Below are 17,661 nucleotides of genomic sequence, written 5' to 3' on the forward strand. Positions count from 1 at the left end.
AATAAGAGTAAAATAGCCGACTTCATTTGTAACAAATATTATATACCAAATTTTTGTATAATATCCCAAAAAATTAAAGGCAAATTTATGAGAAATTTTAAAACCCTTTCGGTTTTGTTATTGGCGTCGCTGCTTTTTACGGCATGCTTTGATGGTAACGATAAAAAAAGCGCGGCCGCAGCCGGACAACAACGGCAAATGCCGCCGTCAAAGGTCGACGTATTCGTAGCTAAAAAATCAGACGTGCCGATCAGCTTTGACTACACCGCGACCCTAACTAGCCAACAAGACGTCATCGTCTATCCCAAAGTAAGCGGCACGATAACCAAACAGTTTTTTAAACCCGGCGATAACGTAAAAGCAGGCGACAAGCTGTTTTTGATAGATCCCGAAAAATACCAAGCCAGCTACGACGCGCTTGAGGCCGCTATCGGCGTAGCAAACGCAAATTTAAAGAACGCTCAGACCGAATTTAACAGAATTTCAAATTTATATAAGAAAAACGCCGTTTCGCAAAAAGAGTACGACGCGGCCGTTTCGGCGCTTGAAATCGCAAACGCAAATTTATTAAGCTCCAAAGCTAGTGCCAAAAGCGCGAAAATAGATCTAGGTTACACGAGCATCGCCGCGCCTTTTGACGGCGTTTTGGGCGATAATCTCGTAGACGTAGGCTCGCTAGTCGTAGCAAACACTACCCAGCTAGTGCGCCTAACCAAAATCAATCCGATCGAAGCGCACTTCCACATCTCCGACGTAGATAACTTAAACCGCGTCAAAATGCAAGAAAGCAGCCTCTGGGTGCAGACAAACTCGGACGCCGTGCTAAAAGTAGGCCCGGGCGAATTTGACGGTAAAGTAAATTTTATCGATAACGTCGTAAATACGAACATGGGCAGCGTTTTAGCCAAGGCTGAATTTAACAACGACGAGGGCAAGTTGCTGCCTGGAATGTTCGGCCACGTGACGATGGGAGGATTTTATCAAAAAGACGGCTTTAAAATCCCTCAAGTCGCACTCCAGCAAACCGACGTCAAGACCTATGTACTAGTCGTAGAGGACGGCAAAGTAGCATCCAAAGACGTAAAGGTAACCTACCAGACGAAAGACGCTGCTGTAGTTAGCGAGGGGCTAAACGAAAATGATAAAATCATCTTAAACAACTTCCTAAAAATCGGCGTGGGTGCGCCCGTAGAGATAGATAAGGACCTAACCGAAAGCTTTGGTAAAGGCGCAAATTTAGAGCCTAAAAACGAGCAAGAAAAGGCTAAATAATGTTTTCTAAATTTTTCATTGACCGCCCGATATTCGCCACCGTCGTATCTATCATCATAGTTATCGCGGGCGCGATGGCGATAAAGGGGCTTCCCATCGAGGAGTATCCTAAGCTAACCCCGCCTCAAATTTCCGTTAGCGCCGTCTACACAGGCGCCGACGCCCAGACTATCGCCGACTCCGTAGCTAGCGCGATCGAGGACCAGATAAACGGCGTAGAAAACATGCTCTATATGCAAAGCACCTCAAGCTCGAGCGGCTCGCTAAATATCAACGTTTATTTTAAAATCGGCACCTCAGCCAAACAAGCCACGATCGACGTAAACAACCGCGTCCAGGCCGCGCTCTCAAGGCTGCCTCAAGAGGTGCAAAACATGGGCGTAACCGTGCGCGAACGTAGCAGTTCGATCCTAGAGGCTATAGGCTTTACTAGTCCGAAAATGAACTCCATCGAGATGTATAACTACGTAAATTTAAACATAGCAGACGAGATCAAAAGGGTTAACGGCGTAGGCGATACCGTGCTAATCGGTACCAAAGAGTACTCGATACGAATTTGGCTAAAGCCCGATTTGCTCGCTTACTACAAGCTAACTCCTAGCGACGTAATCGCCCAAGTAAAAATCCAAAATAGCCAATACGCCGCCGGTAAGATAGGCGAGCAGCCGTCAGACGGCGATAATCCTTACGTTTATTCCGTTCGCACGGGCGGACGACTCAAAAATGCCGCACAGTTTGGCGATATAATCATCAAAAGCGCGGACGGCGCGACGCTAAAGCTAAAAGACGTAGCGACAGTGGAGTTAGGAGCGGCTAACTACGCCAACGACGCGATGCTAAACGGTAAAGACTCTATACCGCTTCTAATCTTTATGCAAAACGACGCTAACGCCCTAGCCACGGCGCAAGCGGTAAATGCAAAGCTAGACGAGCTAAGTAAAAATTTCCCCGAAGGATTTACGCACACGATCGCATATAACCCGACCGAATTTATCGAAGTCTCTATCCACGAAGTCGTAAAAACCTTTATCGAGGCGATGATCTTAGTTCTCATCGTTATGTATATGTTTTTAAAGAGCTTCCGCGCTACCGTCATCCCGATGCTAGCCGTTCCCGTGTCCATCATCGGCACCTTTGGCGGACTGTACGCGATGGGATTTAGTATAAATTTAATCACTCTTTTTGCGCTTATCCTTGCTATCGGTATCGTCGTGGACGACGCCATCATCGTTATCGAAAACGTGGAGAGAATTTTACACGAGGAAAAAGACATCACCGTCAAAGAAGCGACATATAAGGCGATGGAGGAGGTACAAACCCCCGTCATCTCGATCGTGCTGGTTTTATCCGCCGTTTTTGTTCCGGTTTCTTTTATGGAGGGTTTTGTCGGCGTGATCCAGCGCCAGTTTGCGCTCACTCTGGTTACTTCGGTTTGTATTTCGGGCTTTGTCGCACTTACGCTTACTCCGGCACTTTGCGGCGTTATGATAAAAAAACAAGAGAGTAAGCCGTTTTGGTTCGTGCAAAAATTTAACGACTTTTTCGACTGGAGTACGAAAATTTTTACCGCGGGCGTTGCAAAAGTGCTTCGTCACGTGATAATCAGCCTTATTTTGATAGGCGTCATGGGTTTTGCGACTTACGAGCTGTTTAAAAAAGTTCCTAGCGGCCTCGTACCGTCCGAAGATAAGGGCGCACTGATGGTTATCACTTCGCTACCGCCGTCAAGCAATATGCTAAAAACCAAAGAAGAGGTAAAAACTATCAGCAACATGATTCTAAGCAATCCAAACGTCGAATTTACGATGGGGTTTGCCGGATACGATATGATCGCGGGCGCGCTTAGAGAAAACTCGGCCATCAGCTTCGTCAAGCTAAAAGACTGGAGCCAGAGAAAAACGCCGGATAGTCAAGCAGACGCGCTAACCGGCCCCTTTAACGGTATGCTTTGGGGCTCGAAGGAGTCGATGAGCTTTGTCGTAAACGTCCCGCCTATCATGGGTCTTTCGATGACGGGCGGCTTTGAGATGTATCTACAAAATAAAAGCGGCAAAAGCTACGCCCAGATCGAAGCCGACGTGAAAAAAGTAGTGGCCGCGGCAAATGCGCGCCCGGATCTAACTAGCGTGCGCTCGACGCTAGAGACTAATTACCGCCAGTTTAAAATCGACGTCGATAGGCAAAAAGCCCAGATGTTCGGCGTGAGCGAGAGCGAAATTTTTAGCGCGATAGGCTCAACCTTCGGTTCGTATTACGTCAATGACTTCAACCTTTTCGGTAAATCCTACCGCGTCTACGCTAGAGGCGAAGAGGGCTTTAGAAACAACCCCGAAGACTTGCGTAAAATTTACGTCCGCTCAAGCGGCGGTGAGATGATACCGCTAAACTCGGTAGCCACCCTAACTAGAATTTTGGGTCCCGATATCGTGGATAGATTTAACCTTTTCCCAGCGGCCAAGATCCAAGGCGACCCAAAACCGGGCTACACATCGGGAGACGCGATAAAAGCGATACAAGAGGTGGTCGAGCAGACGCTAAGCACGGAGGAGTACTCCATCAGCTGGGCGGGTACGGCGTATCAGGAGGTTAGCTCGCAAGGTACGGGCTCTACGGCGTTTATATTCGGTATGATTTTCGTATTTTTGATCCTAGCGGCGCAGTATGAGCGCTGGCTCATCCCGCTAGCCGTTATCACGGCCGTTCCGTTTGCGGTTTTTGGCTCGCTAGTCGCCGTTTGGGCTAGAGGGCTAACAAACGACATTTATTTCCAGATCGGACTACTGCTTCTCATCGGTCTATCGGCTAAAAACGCGATCCTTATCGTAGAATTTGCGATGCAAGAAAGACTAGCTGGCAAGAGCGTATTTGACGCGGCCGTTAATGCTGCAAGGCTTCGCTTCCGCCCGATCGTCATGACCTCGCTCGCGTTTACCCTGGGCGTTTTTCCGATGGTTATCAGCACGGGTGCCGGCGCTGCGTCTCGCCACTCTCTAGGCACGGGCGTGGTCGGCGGTATGATAGCTGCCACTACGATAGCGATATTTTTCATACCGATGTTTTACTATCTACTAGAAAAGCTAAACAACAAAGTCTGGGACAAAAAACCAAGCCGAGCACAGGAGATCAAAAATGTATAAAATTTTAACTTTAGCCGCGGCGCTATTTTTAGCAGGCTGCTCGTTTCGACCCGAGATACCCGAGGTCGATACGAAATTTGAATCTACGTATAAATTTGAAACTAGCGACATCAAAGACGAGTGGTGGAAGGAGTTTGGCGACGAAAACCTAAACGCTCTCGTAGCTAGCGCGCTAGAGAAAAACACCGACCTTCGCACAGCTTATTTAAATTTACAAAAAGCGGCCGCAAGCCTAGGCATCTCGGAAGCAGATCTATTTCCTAGCGTAAATTTAAACGTCGGCTACACTAAAGCAAAAAGTAGTGGCGAAACCTACACCAAACAGCCTCAGACGCGCTACCGAACATCGCAGGTAAATTTAGGCCTAAGCTACGAGATAGACCTGTGGGGCAGAGTGAGAAACAGCGTCGAGTCGGCTAAAGCCAGCCTAAACGCGACCAAGCTCGACTACGCCACCGCGCGCCTTAGCATAAGCTCTAGCGTGGCTAAAAGCTACTTCGCGCTCGTGGCTCTAAATATGCGCGAAGCCGTGCTAAAAGACACGCTAAAAACCTACGAGGAGACGCTAGCGCTTCGCAAAACGCAGCTTGATCTAGGCGGCATAAACGAGACGACCTATCTACAAAGCAAAGCCGCCGTCGAAAGCGCAAAAGTAAGCCTGCTAGAGGTGCAAACCTCGCTGTCTCAGGCTCTAACGTCGGTAGCGATGCTAACGGGTAAATCAAACGACGAGATCCTGAGTGGTGCCGTGCAGAGCGCTAAAATGCTACCAAAAGAGCCCAAAGTAAGTGCGGGCGTAAGTGCGGACATACTACTGCGAAGGAGCGACGTAGCTAAAGCCTACGCCGATCTAAACGCCACTAACGCGCTAATCGGCGTCGCAAAGGCCGACTATCTGCCGTCCATCTCGCTAACAGGGCTTTTTGGATTTTCTAGCGTGGATTTTGAAAATATCTTTATCAGTAACGCAAACACGTGGAGCATAGGCGGATCTTTGGTGCAGAAAATTTTTGACTACGGCAGAACCAAAAACAACGTCCGCATAGCCGAAACTAACGAGCAAATCGCGGCCGTAGCCTACGAAGCGGCGGTCAAAAAGGCTCTGGGCGAGGTTAGAGACGCGCTAAACAACCGTAAAAACGCCAAACTAACGCTAAATCAAGTCAAAGAGCTCCTGAACTCGCAAGAAAAAATCTATAAGCTGGCCAAGGATCAGTTTGAAGAAGGCTACACCGGGCACCTGGAACTACTAGACGCGCAGCGCAACCTACTCTCGGTTAGACTCCAAGATATTGCGGCAAATTTAAGCCTCATCGACTCGGTCGTGGACGTTTATAAGGCATTTGGCGGCGGATTTAAAGCCGAATAATTCTACTTTTTGGCGGAGCTTTCCGCCTCTTTCTTTTAAATTTTAGCTGTTGTTTCGGCTAAAATTTACTTGTTTTGCTTCAAATTTTGCGCTTGATTTTGCCGTTGGCGCACGACGCAACCCTTATATAAATTATTTACATTCAAAGACATAAATTTATTTCAAATTTGAGCGACGCACAAAGTCGGTCAAATTTACATCATTTTATCCAGAGTACACATTTTGCGGATTTTACGAATTTTCCGTTTCAAATTTACTGTTTTGGCAATATTTGCAAGCAAGAAGGCAAATTACGATCAAATTTACAGACGTATTTCGAGATCAAATTTAGCGCAAACACCCGCCGCCAAATTTGATTTTTAATTTTAGCAAGAGACGCAAAAGCACCGTATTAAAGCAAAATAACGTTTTTGATGTTTTAACCGCCAAGCGAAGTTTGTGATTTGCGACGATTTTACAAATTTACGCCCTTAAATTTGACGTAGCGTAAAAAACGTGCGCGAAAATTTGAAATTTACAAGTCGAAATTTGGCTAAATTTATGGCCTGCTTCGCAAAAATCATAAATTTGACTCAAATTTAAACGCCAAATTTTATTCTTTGCCGGTTAAAATTTGCACGATAGTTTCAGGCAAAATTTCATGCTCTATCGCGTGGATTTTAGCTTCAAAATCCTCAAAACTCATTCCCGCGCTCTTTTCAAACGCGCGCTGAGCGATGATCTTGCCACCGTCTAGCTCCTCGCTGACCCAGTGCACGCTCACGCCGCCCACCTTCATATCGCTTTCAAAGCTCTCTTTTATCGCGTGCGCGCCCTTAAAAAGCGGTAGTAGCGACGGATGCAAATTTATCGCGCGAATCTGCCTCGTAAAAACTGGCGTAAGGATGCGCATAAAGCCCGCAAGCACCGTTAGATCGACGTTAGCACGCTTTATCTGTGCTACGACCGCAGCGTCAAACTCCTCTCTCGAGGCAAAATTAACGTGCTCGGTAACGACGCTTTGCAGGCCGTATTTTGCGGCTTTTGCTATGCCGCCTGCGTTAGCTTTATTTGTTAGCGTTAGCGCGACCTCGATCCTGGTTTCGCCAAAAACTTTGCCGTGCAGCCTCTCTAAAATCGCCTCCAAATTCGAGCCGCCGCCGCTAAATAAAACCGCTATTTTTTTCGTAAGCATTTGAGTCCTTTGATGACGTCCGCGGCCGTGAGCGCGTAGTCGTTGATTTTGATTTCGCGAGCGGCTAACGCGTGAGCTAACGCGCCCGAGATCGCGGCGTTTAGCGGGTCGTAACCCTGCGCGAGTAGTCCCGCGACGATACCGCTTAGCGCGTCTCCGCTGCCGCCTTTTGCGAGCGTAGCGCTTCCATGCGTCATGACGTAGACCTCGCCGCCTTGCGCGATTAGCGTATTTGCGCCCTTTAGCACAAGCACGCATTTAAAATTTCGGCTAAAAACTTGAGCGAGTTTGAAGCGATTTTTTTGCACTTCGCAGACGTCAAATTTGCCTAGATTCGCAAGCTCTAGCAGGCTCGCAAACTCCTTTGGATGTGGCGTTATCACTATTTTTTCGCTGCTTAAAAGCTCAAGCGTACGCGGCTCATAGCAAAGATCGGCGTCGATAACGAGCGCGTCTTTTGTTTTTAGCTCGCTAAAAAGCTCGTCTTTTTGCGCCTCATCAAGCTCGCCAAGCCCCATACCGACGGCTCCGACTTCCATTTTGGGCGTTATGCGAGCACTTTGCATTAAAACTGGCTCAATGTTTAAATTTTCGCCCACGACGCTAACGAGCCCCGCACCGATCGTTAGCGCGGCAAGTCCCGCTATACGCGCTGCTCCGCCCTTTTGGCCGCTAACGACAAACACATGCCCAAAGTCGCCCTTGTTAGCGTTTTGCTTAGTGCGAAATGGCAAATTTAAATCGCTTTTTCCAAGTTTATAAAAGCTCGTCCCCGTCTCGTACAGCTCGCGAGGAAGGCCCAAATTTGCGACCTTTACGCGCCCGACGAAATCCTTTGCAAAGTCACTATAAAGCGCCGACTTTAGCGCGCCCATCGTCACGGTCGTATCGGCCTTAAAGACCGCGCCTTGCAGCACGCCGTTTTTATCAAGACCGCTCGGGATATCGCAGGCAAGCTTATAGGCGGGTTTTTCGTTTAGTAGATTTATCAAATTTATCGTCCGCTCGTCTAGCTCGCGGCTAAGTCCGGTTCCGAAAATCCCGTCGATGATGCAGTCAAATTCGCCGCTTTCCGTCAAATTTGAGATCAAATTTACGCCGCATTTTAGCGCTCTAGTTAGCTCGGTTTTTGACGTTTCGTTTTGTTTGTTGCTCGCCAAAAACGTGAAACAATCAAATTTACCGCCCAAAAGTCTAAGCGCGGCGAGCACGTCTGCGCCGTTATTTCCGCTGCCGACTACGCCTAAAATTTTACGGCGTTTGGTCGATGTTTTTTTGAACTTACTTCGCACGGCGTTAGCTAACGCGTTAGCAGCGTTTTGCATCAGCACTTCGGTGCTAAGCCCAAACTCGCTCACGGCTCTAGCGTCAAGCTCCGCCGTATCCCAAAATAGCTTTTTCATGCGCCCTCCTGCTTCACTCGGTAGCTCAAAGCCTCCAAAATATGGGGCTTTTTGATGACGCGCGAGCCATCGATATCAGCGATCGTGCGAGCAACTTTTAGGGTTTTATTGATAGCGCGGCGGCTGAGTGAAAATCTCTGCGTTGCGTGATCTAGCACGCCGCTCGCCTCGTCGTCGCAAATGCAAAATTTAGCTATCTCTTCGTCGCCAAGCTTGCCATTTAGCTCGCTTTGAGAGCGCGAGATTTGCGTCTCAAACACGCGCAGCACGGTATCTTGCATCGATTCGCTCGTGACGTCGCTTTTATCGCTCGCAGCCACCTCGTCCATCTGCACGTGAAGGTCGATGCGGTCAAGCACGGGTGCCGAAATACGCGATTTATAGCGCTTGATCTCGAGCTCCGAGCATTTGCACTCTAGATTTTTTGAGAGTAGATTACCGCAAGGGCAAGGGTTCATCGCGGCTACGAACATAAATTTGGTCTCATACGTGACCTTTGAGTTTACCCGCGAGATGTTGATTTTATAGTCCTCCAGCGGCTCGCGTAGGCTCTCTAAAATTTGCGGCGCAAAGTGAGGAAGCTCGTCAAAAAATAAAATCCCACCGTTAGCTAGTCCGACCTCGCCGATCCTAGCCGAGCTCGATCCGCCGCCAAATATCGAGCTTCGCGTACTCGTGTGATGAGGCGAGCGAAAGGCGCGGAGTACAGAAAATTCGCTCTCCTGCTGATTTAGCGAGCTGTAAGCGCAGCTGAGCAAAATCTCATCCAAACTTTGCGGCGGTAAAATGTATCGCAGGCGCTTGGCGCTCATACTCTTGCCGCACCCGGGACTTCCCTCAAAGATAATATTGTGCATACCGCAAGCAGCCACCAGGCAGGCTCTTTTTGCCCTACTCTGGCCTTTTACGTCGCTAAAATTTAGCTCGAAATTTTGATTTTTTATGAAGCTTTTTTCGCCGATTTTGATTAAATTTGAAAAAAGCGGATGAACGGCGCCGACTCTGCGCGAGACGGCGAATTCGGGCTCTAGGAAAAATTTGATCGCCTCGGCCAAATTTGAAACGGCGTAAATTTCTAAATTCGGTATGGCGCCCGCTTTTTGCGCTATCTCTTGCGGGATCAGCACGCGAGAACCTGGCGCTTTCGCGCTCAAAAAAAGTAAGATAGAAAAAAGGCTAGCCGTACTTTTGACGCCGCCGTCGAGCCCCAACTCGCCGAACGCAAAAATAGGCTCAAAATCGCGCTCTTTTTGCAAAGCGATTAAAAGCGCAATGGGTAGGTCAAAGTGGCTACCGGATTTTGGCATATCCGAGGGGGATAAATTTATGATGATTTTTTGCGCGGGGAAGGAGAAATTTAACGATAAAAGCGCTGATTTTACGCGCTCGGCGCTCTCTTTGATCGAAGCTCCCGCAAGCCCTACGATATTAAGTGCAGGCAAACCGCGGTTAAAGCTGGACTCGACGTCCACAAGCCGTAATTCGTCATTATAAGTGGCGCATTTTAGGGCTTTCATGCGTTTTTTTGCTTTTTATACTCTTTGTCAAATTTTTTGCGTTTGTTGTAGCCAATACGCTCGATAAAAAGGTGCCCATCGAGGTGATCCATCTCATGCTGAATCGCGACCGATAAAAGCCCGTCGGCCTCGAGCTCTTTACGCTCGCCGAAGCGGTCTTGATACTCAAGCGTTATAAACTCGGCTCTTTTTACGTCTTCGTAGTATCCGGGCACGCTAAGGCAGCCTTCTTGATATATTATCTCGCCCTCTTTGCGTAAAATTTTGGGATTTATGATTTCTAGCAGATCCTCTTTGCGCTGTTCTTTGCTCTCTTCGTCAACTAAATTGATGATCAAAATTCGCTTAGCCTCGCCAGTTTGGATGGCGGCTAGTCCGATACCGTTTTTAGCGATCATGGTCTCATACATGTTGTCTAAAAATTTATGCAACTCGTCGTCAAAAACTTTAACTTCAAGCGATTTGACGAAGAGTTTTTTGTTCGGATAGGTTAGGATTTCTAGTATCATTTAGCCGCTTTCTCGTCTAAAATCTCGTAGCGCTTACCGTCTCTGCCGGTTTTTACGAGAGTATCAAGGGCTGCAGATAGTAGCTCTGCGACAGTTTTATCGGTTCTTAGGTTGCAGGCAACGACCTCCATGTCAAACTCGAATTTCTCACCCTTTAGTATAAACGAGGTCTCGTAAAACATCTCGGTGATACGTTCGCAGGCCTTTTGCGCACCGACCATATCTGTGTGCCGCATCAGCATAGCAAAGCACCCATCGCCGTAATGCGCCAAGATATCGCTTCGTTTTGATGTGCGTAGCAACATCCTAGAAATATTTTTTAGCAGCGCTAGTCTACCTTTTGAGCCGATATCTTTTAAGGCTGCTTCTTTTGGTTTTATGAGCATAACGGATGATTCGTAGCTGTATTTTTCGATATTTCCGACTTCGGTTTCGAGCGTTTTTAGGAAAAACTTTCTGTTGTAGATGTCAAATTTAGGATCGTAGATGGATTGCTCTTCTACGACCTTAAAGACCTTACTGACCTCTTCGTAGCTAGTTTTTATCACTTCGATATGCTTACCCATCAGCGAATTTAGCCTATTTAGGTCTTCGTTAAAGGCGTTAAACATATTTTGCAAGCTTAGCAAGCTGATGTTTGGCTCTAGTATGCTCGAGCGTTTTTTTATTATAGTTCTTAGGATAGTCAAATTTTTATAGATGAGTCCTACGGCTTGCAACATGCTTTTTATCTGCATGAAGCTATTTTTTACCTCGCGCTCGATGTTTATTTGCCTATCGTCTTCGAGTCTACTAATCTCTTCTTCGATCTTTATGATCTCGCCGACTTTTTTCTTAAAATCATCAGGCTGCTTTTCAAGCATCTTTTCAAAAAAAATGGTGTAGTTTTTTGGTATCGAGGGGATGTTTTCCTCGCTTAGTTCTTTAATGATCGCCTCGGAAAAGCCGTAGATGTTTAACTCGCCCTCTACGGCCTTTTCATCCTCTTTTTTTACTACTACGTTTTCGCTTTTTTTGTTGTCTAACTTTATCAAATTCTACTCTTTACTTAAAGCTTTTCTCCAAAACTTTATCTATAAGCCCGTATTCTTTGGCTTCTGCAGAGCTCATGAAAAAGTCCCTGTCGGTATCTTTTTGGATTTTAGCTAGTTTTTGACCCGTATTTTTAGCTAGGATCGCGTTTAAAATTTCTTTCATACGCAAGATTTCCTTCGCCTGGATCTCTATATCCGTCGCCTGTCCGCGCGCGCCGCCTAAAGGCTGGTGGATCATGATGCGCGAATTTGGTAACGCATAACGCTTGCCCTGCGCCCCGCAGCTAAGCAAAAACGCGCCCATAGACGCTGCCTGACCTATACAGATTGTGCAGACGTCGGGCTTGATGTAGTTCATCGTATCGTAAATGCTAAATCCGCTCGTTATCACGCCGCCAGGACTGTTTATATATAGATAGATATCTTTATCCGGGTCTTCAGCCTCTAAAAACAACATCTGAGCCACGATCGCAGACGCCATACCGTCCTCGATCTCGCCACTAAGCATTATTATGCGGTCTTTTAGCAGGCGCGAGTAGATGTCGTAGCTTCTCTCGCCCTTGCTCGTACGCTCGATGACGTAGGGGATGTAGTAGCTCATTACTCCGCCTTTTTCTCTTTCTTATCGCTCTTTAGCGCAAACATCTCGTTAAATAGCTTCTCTTCGATCATCGACATTTTGATCGCAGGTAAAATTCCTTGATTTTTATAGTTTTCAAGGTGCTGTTTCGGATCTACGCCCGAGCGATACGCCTCGAAATACACCGCTTGGATCAGCTCTTGGTCGCTTACCTTGATATCTCTGCGGCGCGCTAGTTCGTCTATTATAAACGTTAGCTTAACGCTTTTTACGGCGTCGTCGCGGTAAGTCTCGCGCTGTTTAGTTAGAGCGTCTTTATCCTCTCTAAATTTAGCCATCTGCTCAGGCGTAAAGTTGCTCCAAGCGCTGCGGAATTGCATATCCATCTCTTGTTCTACGATATTTTTCGGCACGTCGAAGTTAAATTTAGCCACGATCGCGTCGGCAAATTTAGGCTTTAGCTCCTCGTTTACGTTTTTAGCGTGCTTCTCGGCTTTGATCTGCTCTTTTAGTCTCTCTTCAAATAGCTCGACGCTTACCTTTTCCTCGCCCGGCATGATGCGTTTTAGCGTCTCTTCGTCGATCTCTTCAGGCACTTTTTTACCTTGGATTTCGTGTAGTTTTACTTTAAACGTCGCGTCTTTGCCCGTAAGGTGCGCAGCGCCGTACTCGGCAGGGAATTTAACCTTCACGTCGCGCTCTTCACCGACTTTTAGCCCGATCATACCGTCCTCAAAGCCCGGTATAAACTGGCCCGAGCCGATTTCTAGCAGGTAGTTTTCGGCTTTGCCGCCCTCAAACGCCTCGCCGTCCACGAAGCCCTCGAAGTCAAATTTAGCAAAATCGCCCTTTTCAAGTGCGGCTTTTTCTATTTTTTCTAGCGGAGCCATCATTTTTAAAATTTCGTTTTTTCTCTCGTCGATCTCTTTTTTAGTTACGCGCGGAGTGCTGACGCTCTCTATTAGCTCCTCGTATCCGTCGATGTTTATAACCGGTTTAAACGAAAGCTCTATCTCCGCGTCTATTTCGTTTTCGCCTCTATCAAATTTTGTCACGATCGGCTCGCCGATAACCTCTTTAAATTTTCTATTTAGCTCTTTTAGTCCAGCGTCTATGACATCTTTTAGCGCGTCTTGCTCAGCATCGGCGGTTAGTTCTTTTTCGTAACGTTTTAGCACCACGTTCACAGGCACTTTGCCCGCTCTAAATCCGTCTATTTTCATATTTTTCGCAGCTTTTTTAGCAGCGTTTTCGAGTTTGGATTTTACGTCCGTGCTCGGTATTTTCGCACTTAGCGAAGCATTTACGGCGTCGATCGCCTTGGTTTTGATTTGCATTAAATTCCTTTAAAAAATAAAAATTTCCTAGAGTGTAGCAAAATTTTCCTTATTCATAGTATAAATTTAAGCGCGCGAAAGGCGAATTTAAGTAAAATCATTTATCAAATTTAAATAGCAAAATTAATCAGGAACGCAAATGCAAGAAAATTTAAAAAATGAGAATTTAAAAAGAGAAAAGTTTGAAAGCTGCGTCGAGCAGATGCTAAATTTAGTCGGCGAAGACCCGCATAGAGAGGGGCTGGTTAAAACTCCCGAGCGCGTTTTTAAAGCTTACGAGTTTTTAACGAGCGGCTACTCGCAAGACCCCAAAGTCGTACTAAACGACGCGCTGTTTGACAGCTCAAATAACGAAATGGTGCTCGTACGCGATATCGAATTTTACAGCCTTTGCGAGCACCATTTGTTGCCGTTTTTCGGGCGCGTGCACGTAGCCTACATCCCAAACCACAAGGTCGTGGGCCTTAGCAAAATCCCGCGCATGGTAAATATCTTCGCTCGCCGCCTGCAGATCCAAGAGCAGCTCACCGAACAGATAGCCGAAGCCGTGCAAGAGGTCATCAAGCCAAAAGGCGTGGGCGTCGTCATCGAGGCGCGCCACATGTGCGTGGAGATGCGAGGCGTAGGCAAGATCAACTCGACCACGACTACATCTGCGCTGCGAGGCTGCTTTTTAAAAAGTAGCGAGACTAGACGCGAGTTTTTTTCCCTTATAAATTCGCACAAAGAAGTGAGATTTTAGTGGGTTTAGATAGTTTAAAATCAAAGCTGGGCGCAAATTTATCTCTCTCTAGCGTCTTTGGTGTGATCGAGCGAATTTCTGCTACGACGATAGAGATTTCGGGCCTTCGCCCCAGCATCGGCGACATCGTGCAAATTTGCGCTAAAGACAAGAGCAAAAGCGGGCTAGCGATGGTGACTGAGGTACGGCAAAATACCGCGCTCATCTCGCCCTTTGGCTTTGTAGAAGGCTACAAGATCGGCGACTTCGTCTATCAAAGCGACCAGGGCATGAAAATCCCCGTCGGCGACGCTCTTTTAGGGCGCGTAGTCGATCCGTTTATGAATCCAAAAGACGGCAAAGGCGCGATCGCCGCCACCGAGTACGCCCCGATAATGCGAGCTCCGATCGATGCGATGAAACGCGGGCTGATAGATGAAATTTTTAGCGTCGGGGTTAAAAGCATCGACGGGCTGCTAACCTGCGGCAAAGGTCAAAAACTGGGCATTTTCGCGGGCTCTGGCGTAGGTAAAAGTACGCTCATGGGCATGATAGTGAAAAACTCGCAAGCTCCGATCAAAGTAGTCGCCCTCATCGGCGAGCGCGGCCGCGAGGTGCCCGAGTTTATAGAGAAAAATTTACACGGCGATCTAAGCAGCACCGTCGTCATCGTAGCCACCAGCGACGATAGCCCGCTAATGCGAAAATACGGCGCGTTTTGCGCGATGAGCGTGGCCGAATACTTCAAAAACCAAGGCAAAGACGTGCTTTTCATCATGGATAGCGTGACGCGATTTGCCATGGCGCAGCGAGAGATCGGGCTGGCGCTGGGCGAACCGCCGACGTCCAAGGGCTACCCGCCCTCCGTGCTCACCCTACTACCGCAGCTGATGGAGCGCGCGGGCAAAGAGGAGGGCAAGGGCAGCATAACGGCCTTTTTCACGGTGCTTGTAGACGGCGACGATATGAGCGATCCGATAGCCGACCAGAGTCGCTCGATCCTAGACGGCCACATCGTGCTTAGCCGCGAGATGACGGACTTTGGCATCTATCCGCCTATAAACATCCTAAACTCCGCCTCGCGCGTGATGAGCGACATCGCGACCAAAGAGCACAGGGCAAACGCCGCCAAGCTAAAGCGCCTCTACTCGCTCCTCAAAGAAAACGAAGTATTGCTACGCATCGGCGCGTATCAAAAAGGCAGCGACAAAGAGCTTGACCTTGCTATCTCAAAAAAAGAATTTATAGATAACTTCCTAAAACAAGACGCCGAAGAGGGCTTTAGCTTCGAGCAGACGCAAGAGTTACTAGGCGGGATAAATTAGTCAAATTTAGGCTTTTCGGGCAAATTTGAGCACGATTTATCCTTCTTGCTTTAAATTTGACGGGTTAAATTTAAGCCGAATATTTTTATCGAGCGGAGCACAAAGGATCAAATTTGAGCAGAAACTACGACGAAAATCCGCTGATTTTACAGGACGATTTTTACGTTATCGCACTTAGTTGCGTATTCTTGCTCGGCTTTAACCTTTTTATGACGTTTTTGATATTTTTTAGCGGTATGGTAGACTGGCAAAGCGGCTCATTTTGGGAAGTTTTCGCAGCGGAAGCAATGCGAACCCGCGGGTTTATTTGGATGTTTGCGTCCGTGATTCTTGCGAACGCTTTAGCTGCCGCCGACCTAATCAAAAAACTCAAAAATCCCTCGCTCGTTTACCTTTACGAGGATAAAATTTTCCAAACCAAAAGAGGAGTAACGATAAATTTGGCAGATATCGCCCAAATGCGAAAATCGCCCTATCAAATTTTAGGAGCGATACCGAAAAATCCGCTTTCCGCGATAGTAATCCCGTTTATGTTCGTCTTGGCCGCATTTATTTTTTATGCGCTGATTTTTTTCGCCAAATGCGTGCTCAGAGCCTTTGATAAGGACGCAAATTTAAGCTACTTTTGCAACCTTGCGATCTTTAGCGACACGAGCGTTATAAATATTTATTTCATCTCAAAATCAGACTACGCCGCGGTGCGGGAGTATTTTGCGTCAAAGCTGGACACAGACGTCGCGAACGCGCCTTGGACGATTAAATTTTACGACGCCAGAAACCTTCAGCAGCCGTAAAATTTAACGCCTACTTTAGTCTTTATCTCGCTTCAAATTTAACCGAGTAAGGATACGCATTTATCCCGGGTCGCCGTAAAATTTAGATCTTAAAGGCGCGGGTTTTGCGCGCCGAGATTTTACCGCCTTTGTCTCAAGTCTGCGGCGCGAGTTTTGATTTACTGCGTGCGGTTGTCAAGTTTCTCGGTTTCATTTCTGCAAATTTCATTGACCTGCTCACCCTCGCTATTTCGCAAGATAACCTCGTAGTCCGTGATTTCGCGACCTTTGTTATACCCTTTAAAATATCTGAATTTAGATAAAACTATTTTAAAAGATTTCACGTCGTCTAAAGTGTATTTATCGCCGAGCTTGACGTAGTTAAAATTCTCGCTAGAAAGCGTCGAAAAATCGCTAAATTTTTGCTTTAAATTTAGCGTATAGATAGTCGTATGCGGGGCGTCGTTATCGCAGCGGCTAAATTTGTCCTCGCCAAAGGTAAGCGCGAGGCAAATTTCATCGCCGCAGATTACCTTTATATCTTTGGCGCGGCTGTTTATACGGATGGTTTGGCGCCAACCCTCGCCCTCTATCTCAAAGACGTTGCGAGCGAGCTTTTTGGCTATTTCATCTCCGACATAGCCTCTGGCTTCTGGTTTATCAGCCCAACCGAGCCCAGAGTAGTTCGGTTTTTGCGGAAAATCCGCAAGCGGAGTTTGAAGCTCGCTTATGGCATTTAAATTTTCCTCGGTGCCTTGCGGAGCCGCAAAAGAGGTGCCTCTCATAGAGTGTAGATTAAAGAAACCGATAAATTTTCTCACGACCTTATACGCCGTTTGAGAAAATATCTTGGCTTCGTTTTCAAAAAGCGAAATATCGTAGATACCATATCTGTAATATCCAAGCTCTCTTTTCACCCAATCTAAATCCGGCGAGCGGTCGATCTCGTCGTATCCATAGTAGAACCCCGGCATATCTTTTTGTAGCAAAAAGTCGTCGCGGTCGTCGTCTTTGTATCTAAGCCAGACTCCAAAATCATCCTTAATGTATAGATAATCAAACTTCGCGCCATTCGCAAAATCGCCTTTGCCTAACCAAAATACGGGTCTTTTTTCTAAGGGCGGCATAGCGGCGACTGGAGGTAAGCTTTGCAGCTCTTTTTCAAATTTTTCATCGATATAATCGCAAGCGTCAGTGGGCATACTAGGATCGCAACCCTCGGGCGTATCGATCGAAAAAAGCGAGGTTAGGATTAAATATACGAGTAGTACAAAAACCACGCAAGCGCCGCCTATAACCCAAGCAATAATTTTTAAAATTCTTTTAAGAGTTTTCATATCTAAATTTTATACCATCTCGCCTAAAAAACCGCAAATTTTAACTTCAAATTTGCCTTTTCGCCGAGTCAAATTCGGATTTATTTCGCCGAATTTCACCCAAAATACGAAAATTTTAATTTTTAATTTTTCTAAAACCTTAAGAAATCAAACTAAGTTTAGGATATATTTTA

The 17,661-nt window shown here is 46.9% G+C and carries 14 protein-coding genes; 6 read left to right on the top strand and 8 right to left on the bottom strand.

Annotation, left to right across the window (positions count from 1 at the left end; all coding sequences use genetic code 11):
- Positions 1-87 precede the first annotated feature (87 nt).
- From H7R39_RS04510 to H7R39_RS04520, 3 genes are read left to right on the top strand one after another with little or no spacing between them, the layout of a single operon-like run.
- Positions 88-1,272 carry an efflux RND transporter periplasmic adaptor subunit gene (locus tag H7R39_RS04510; RefSeq protein ID WP_185898135.1) on the top strand — a complete coding sequence of 395 codons (1,185 nt, stop codon included), beginning with the start codon at positions 88-90 and terminating at the stop codon, positions 1,270-1,272.
- Positions 1,272-4,409, top strand: coding sequence for an efflux RND transporter permease subunit (locus H7R39_RS04515; RefSeq protein ID WP_185898136.1), 3,138 nt, complete (start codon positions 1,272-1,274; stop codon positions 4,407-4,409). The genes H7R39_RS04510 and H7R39_RS04515 overlap by 1 nt, the downstream gene beginning before the upstream one ends.
- Complete coding sequence (locus tag H7R39_RS04520; protein ID WP_185898137.1) at positions 4,402-5,778, top strand: efflux transporter outer membrane subunit; 1,377 nt, start codon at positions 4,402-4,404, stop codon at positions 5,776-5,778. Before H7R39_RS04515 ends, H7R39_RS04520 begins: the two co-directional genes overlap by 8 nt.
- A gap of 592 nt (positions 5,779-6,370) precedes the next feature.
- Here the strand turns inward: H7R39_RS04520 and purN are convergent.
- The 7 genes from purN to tig are packed head-to-tail and all read right to left on the bottom strand — an operon-like array spanning position 6,371 to position 13,332.
- Positions 6,371-6,952: a phosphoribosylglycinamide formyltransferase gene (gene purN, locus H7R39_RS04525; protein ID WP_185898138.1), complete on the bottom strand. Its 582-nt coding sequence runs from the start codon at positions 6,950-6,952 to the stop codon at positions 6,371-6,373.
- Positions 6,934-8,355 carry an NAD(P)H-hydrate dehydratase gene (locus H7R39_RS04530; protein WP_185898139.1) on the bottom strand — a complete coding sequence of 474 codons (1,422 nt, stop codon included), beginning with the start codon at positions 8,353-8,355 and terminating at the stop codon, positions 6,934-6,936. The genes purN and H7R39_RS04530 overlap by 19 nt, the downstream gene beginning before the upstream one ends.
- A complete protein-coding gene (locus H7R39_RS04535) occupies positions 8,352-9,872 on the bottom strand; it encodes a YifB family Mg chelatase-like AAA ATPase (RefSeq protein WP_185898140.1) in 1,521 nt (506 codons plus the stop codon). The genes H7R39_RS04530 and H7R39_RS04535 overlap by 4 nt, the downstream gene beginning before the upstream one ends.
- Entirely contained in the window at positions 9,869-10,381 is a 513-nt protein-coding gene (def, locus tag H7R39_RS04540) for a peptide deformylase (protein ID WP_185898141.1), read from the bottom strand. The genes H7R39_RS04535 and def overlap by 4 nt, the downstream gene beginning before the upstream one ends.
- Positions 10,378-11,415, bottom strand: coding sequence for a GGDEF domain-containing protein (locus H7R39_RS04545; protein WP_185898142.1), 1,038 nt, complete (start codon positions 11,413-11,415; stop codon positions 10,378-10,380). Before H7R39_RS04545 ends, def begins: the two co-directional genes overlap by 4 nt.
- Before the next feature lie 10 nt (positions 11,416-11,425).
- Complete coding sequence (gene clpP, locus H7R39_RS04550; protein WP_002949394.1) at positions 11,426-12,016, bottom strand: ATP-dependent Clp endopeptidase proteolytic subunit ClpP; 591 nt, start codon at positions 12,014-12,016, stop codon at positions 11,426-11,428.
- Positions 12,016-13,332: a trigger factor gene (tig, locus tag H7R39_RS04555; RefSeq protein ID WP_185898143.1), complete on the bottom strand. Its 1,317-nt coding sequence runs from the start codon at positions 13,330-13,332 to the stop codon at positions 12,016-12,018. Before tig ends, clpP begins: the two co-directional genes overlap by 1 nt.
- 139 nt (positions 13,333-13,471) lie before the next feature.
- Between tig and folE the strand changes: the two genes are divergently transcribed.
- The 3 genes from folE to H7R39_RS04570 all read left to right on the top strand — a co-directional run bounded on the left by folE (position 13,472) and on the right by H7R39_RS04570 (position 16,172).
- Positions 13,472-14,074, top strand: coding sequence for a GTP cyclohydrolase I FolE (gene folE, locus H7R39_RS04560; protein ID WP_185898144.1), 603 nt, complete (start codon positions 13,472-13,474; stop codon positions 14,072-14,074).
- Complete coding sequence (gene fliI / locus H7R39_RS04565; protein ID WP_185898145.1) at positions 14,074-15,378, top strand: flagellar protein export ATPase FliI; 1,305 nt, start codon at positions 14,074-14,076, stop codon at positions 15,376-15,378. Before folE ends, fliI begins: the two co-directional genes overlap by 1 nt.
- A 113-nt stretch (positions 15,379-15,491) precedes the next feature.
- Positions 15,492-16,172 carry a hypothetical protein gene (locus tag H7R39_RS04570; RefSeq protein WP_185898146.1) on the top strand — a complete coding sequence of 227 codons (681 nt, stop codon included), beginning with the start codon at positions 15,492-15,494 and terminating at the stop codon, positions 16,170-16,172.
- 158 nt (positions 16,173-16,330) lie between these two features.
- Here H7R39_RS04570 and H7R39_RS04575 read toward each other — a convergent pair whose 3' ends face one another.
- On the bottom strand, positions 16,331-17,431 hold the full coding sequence (locus tag H7R39_RS04575) for a hypothetical protein (protein ID WP_323874594.1): 1,101 nt from the start codon (positions 17,429-17,431) through the stop codon (positions 16,331-16,333).
- Positions 17,432-17,661: the final 230 nt, after the last annotated feature.

This window comes from Campylobacter massiliensis, assembly GCF_014253065.1.
Lineage (GTDB): Bacteria > Campylobacterota > Campylobacteria > Campylobacterales > Campylobacteraceae > Campylobacter_A > Campylobacter_A massiliensis.

Coding starts and splice junctions, on each gene's coding strand:
- H7R39_RS04510 (WP_185898135.1), top strand. CDS start 88: ATGAGAAATTTTAAAACCCTTTCGGTTTTGTTATTGGCGTCGCTGCTT.
- H7R39_RS04515 (WP_185898136.1), top strand. CDS start 1,272: ATGTTTTCTAAATTTTTCATTGACCGCCCGATATTCGCCACCGTCGTA.
- H7R39_RS04520 (WP_185898137.1), top strand. CDS start 4,402: ATGTATAAAATTTTAACTTTAGCCGCGGCGCTATTTTTAGCAGGCTGC.
- purN (WP_185898138.1), bottom strand. CDS start 6,952: ATGCTTACGAAAAAAATAGCGGTTTTATTTAGCGGCGGCGGCTCGAAT.
- H7R39_RS04530 (WP_185898139.1), bottom strand. CDS start 8,355: ATGAAAAAGCTATTTTGGGATACGGCGGAGCTTGACGCTAGAGCCGTG.
- H7R39_RS04535 (WP_185898140.1), bottom strand. CDS start 9,872: ATGAAAGCCCTAAAATGCGCCACTTATAATGACGAATTACGGCTTGTG.
- def (WP_185898141.1), bottom strand. CDS start 10,381: ATGATACTAGAAATCCTAACCTATCCGAACAAAAAACTCTTCGTCAAA.
- clpP (WP_002949394.1), bottom strand. CDS start 12,016: ATGAGCTACTACATCCCCTACGTCATCGAGCGTACGAGCAAGGGCGAG.
- tig (WP_185898143.1), bottom strand. CDS start 13,332: ATGCAAATCAAAACCAAGGCGATCGACGCCGTAAATGCTTCGCTAAGT.
- folE (WP_185898144.1), top strand. CDS start 13,472: ATGCAAGAAAATTTAAAAAATGAGAATTTAAAAAGAGAAAAGTTTGAA.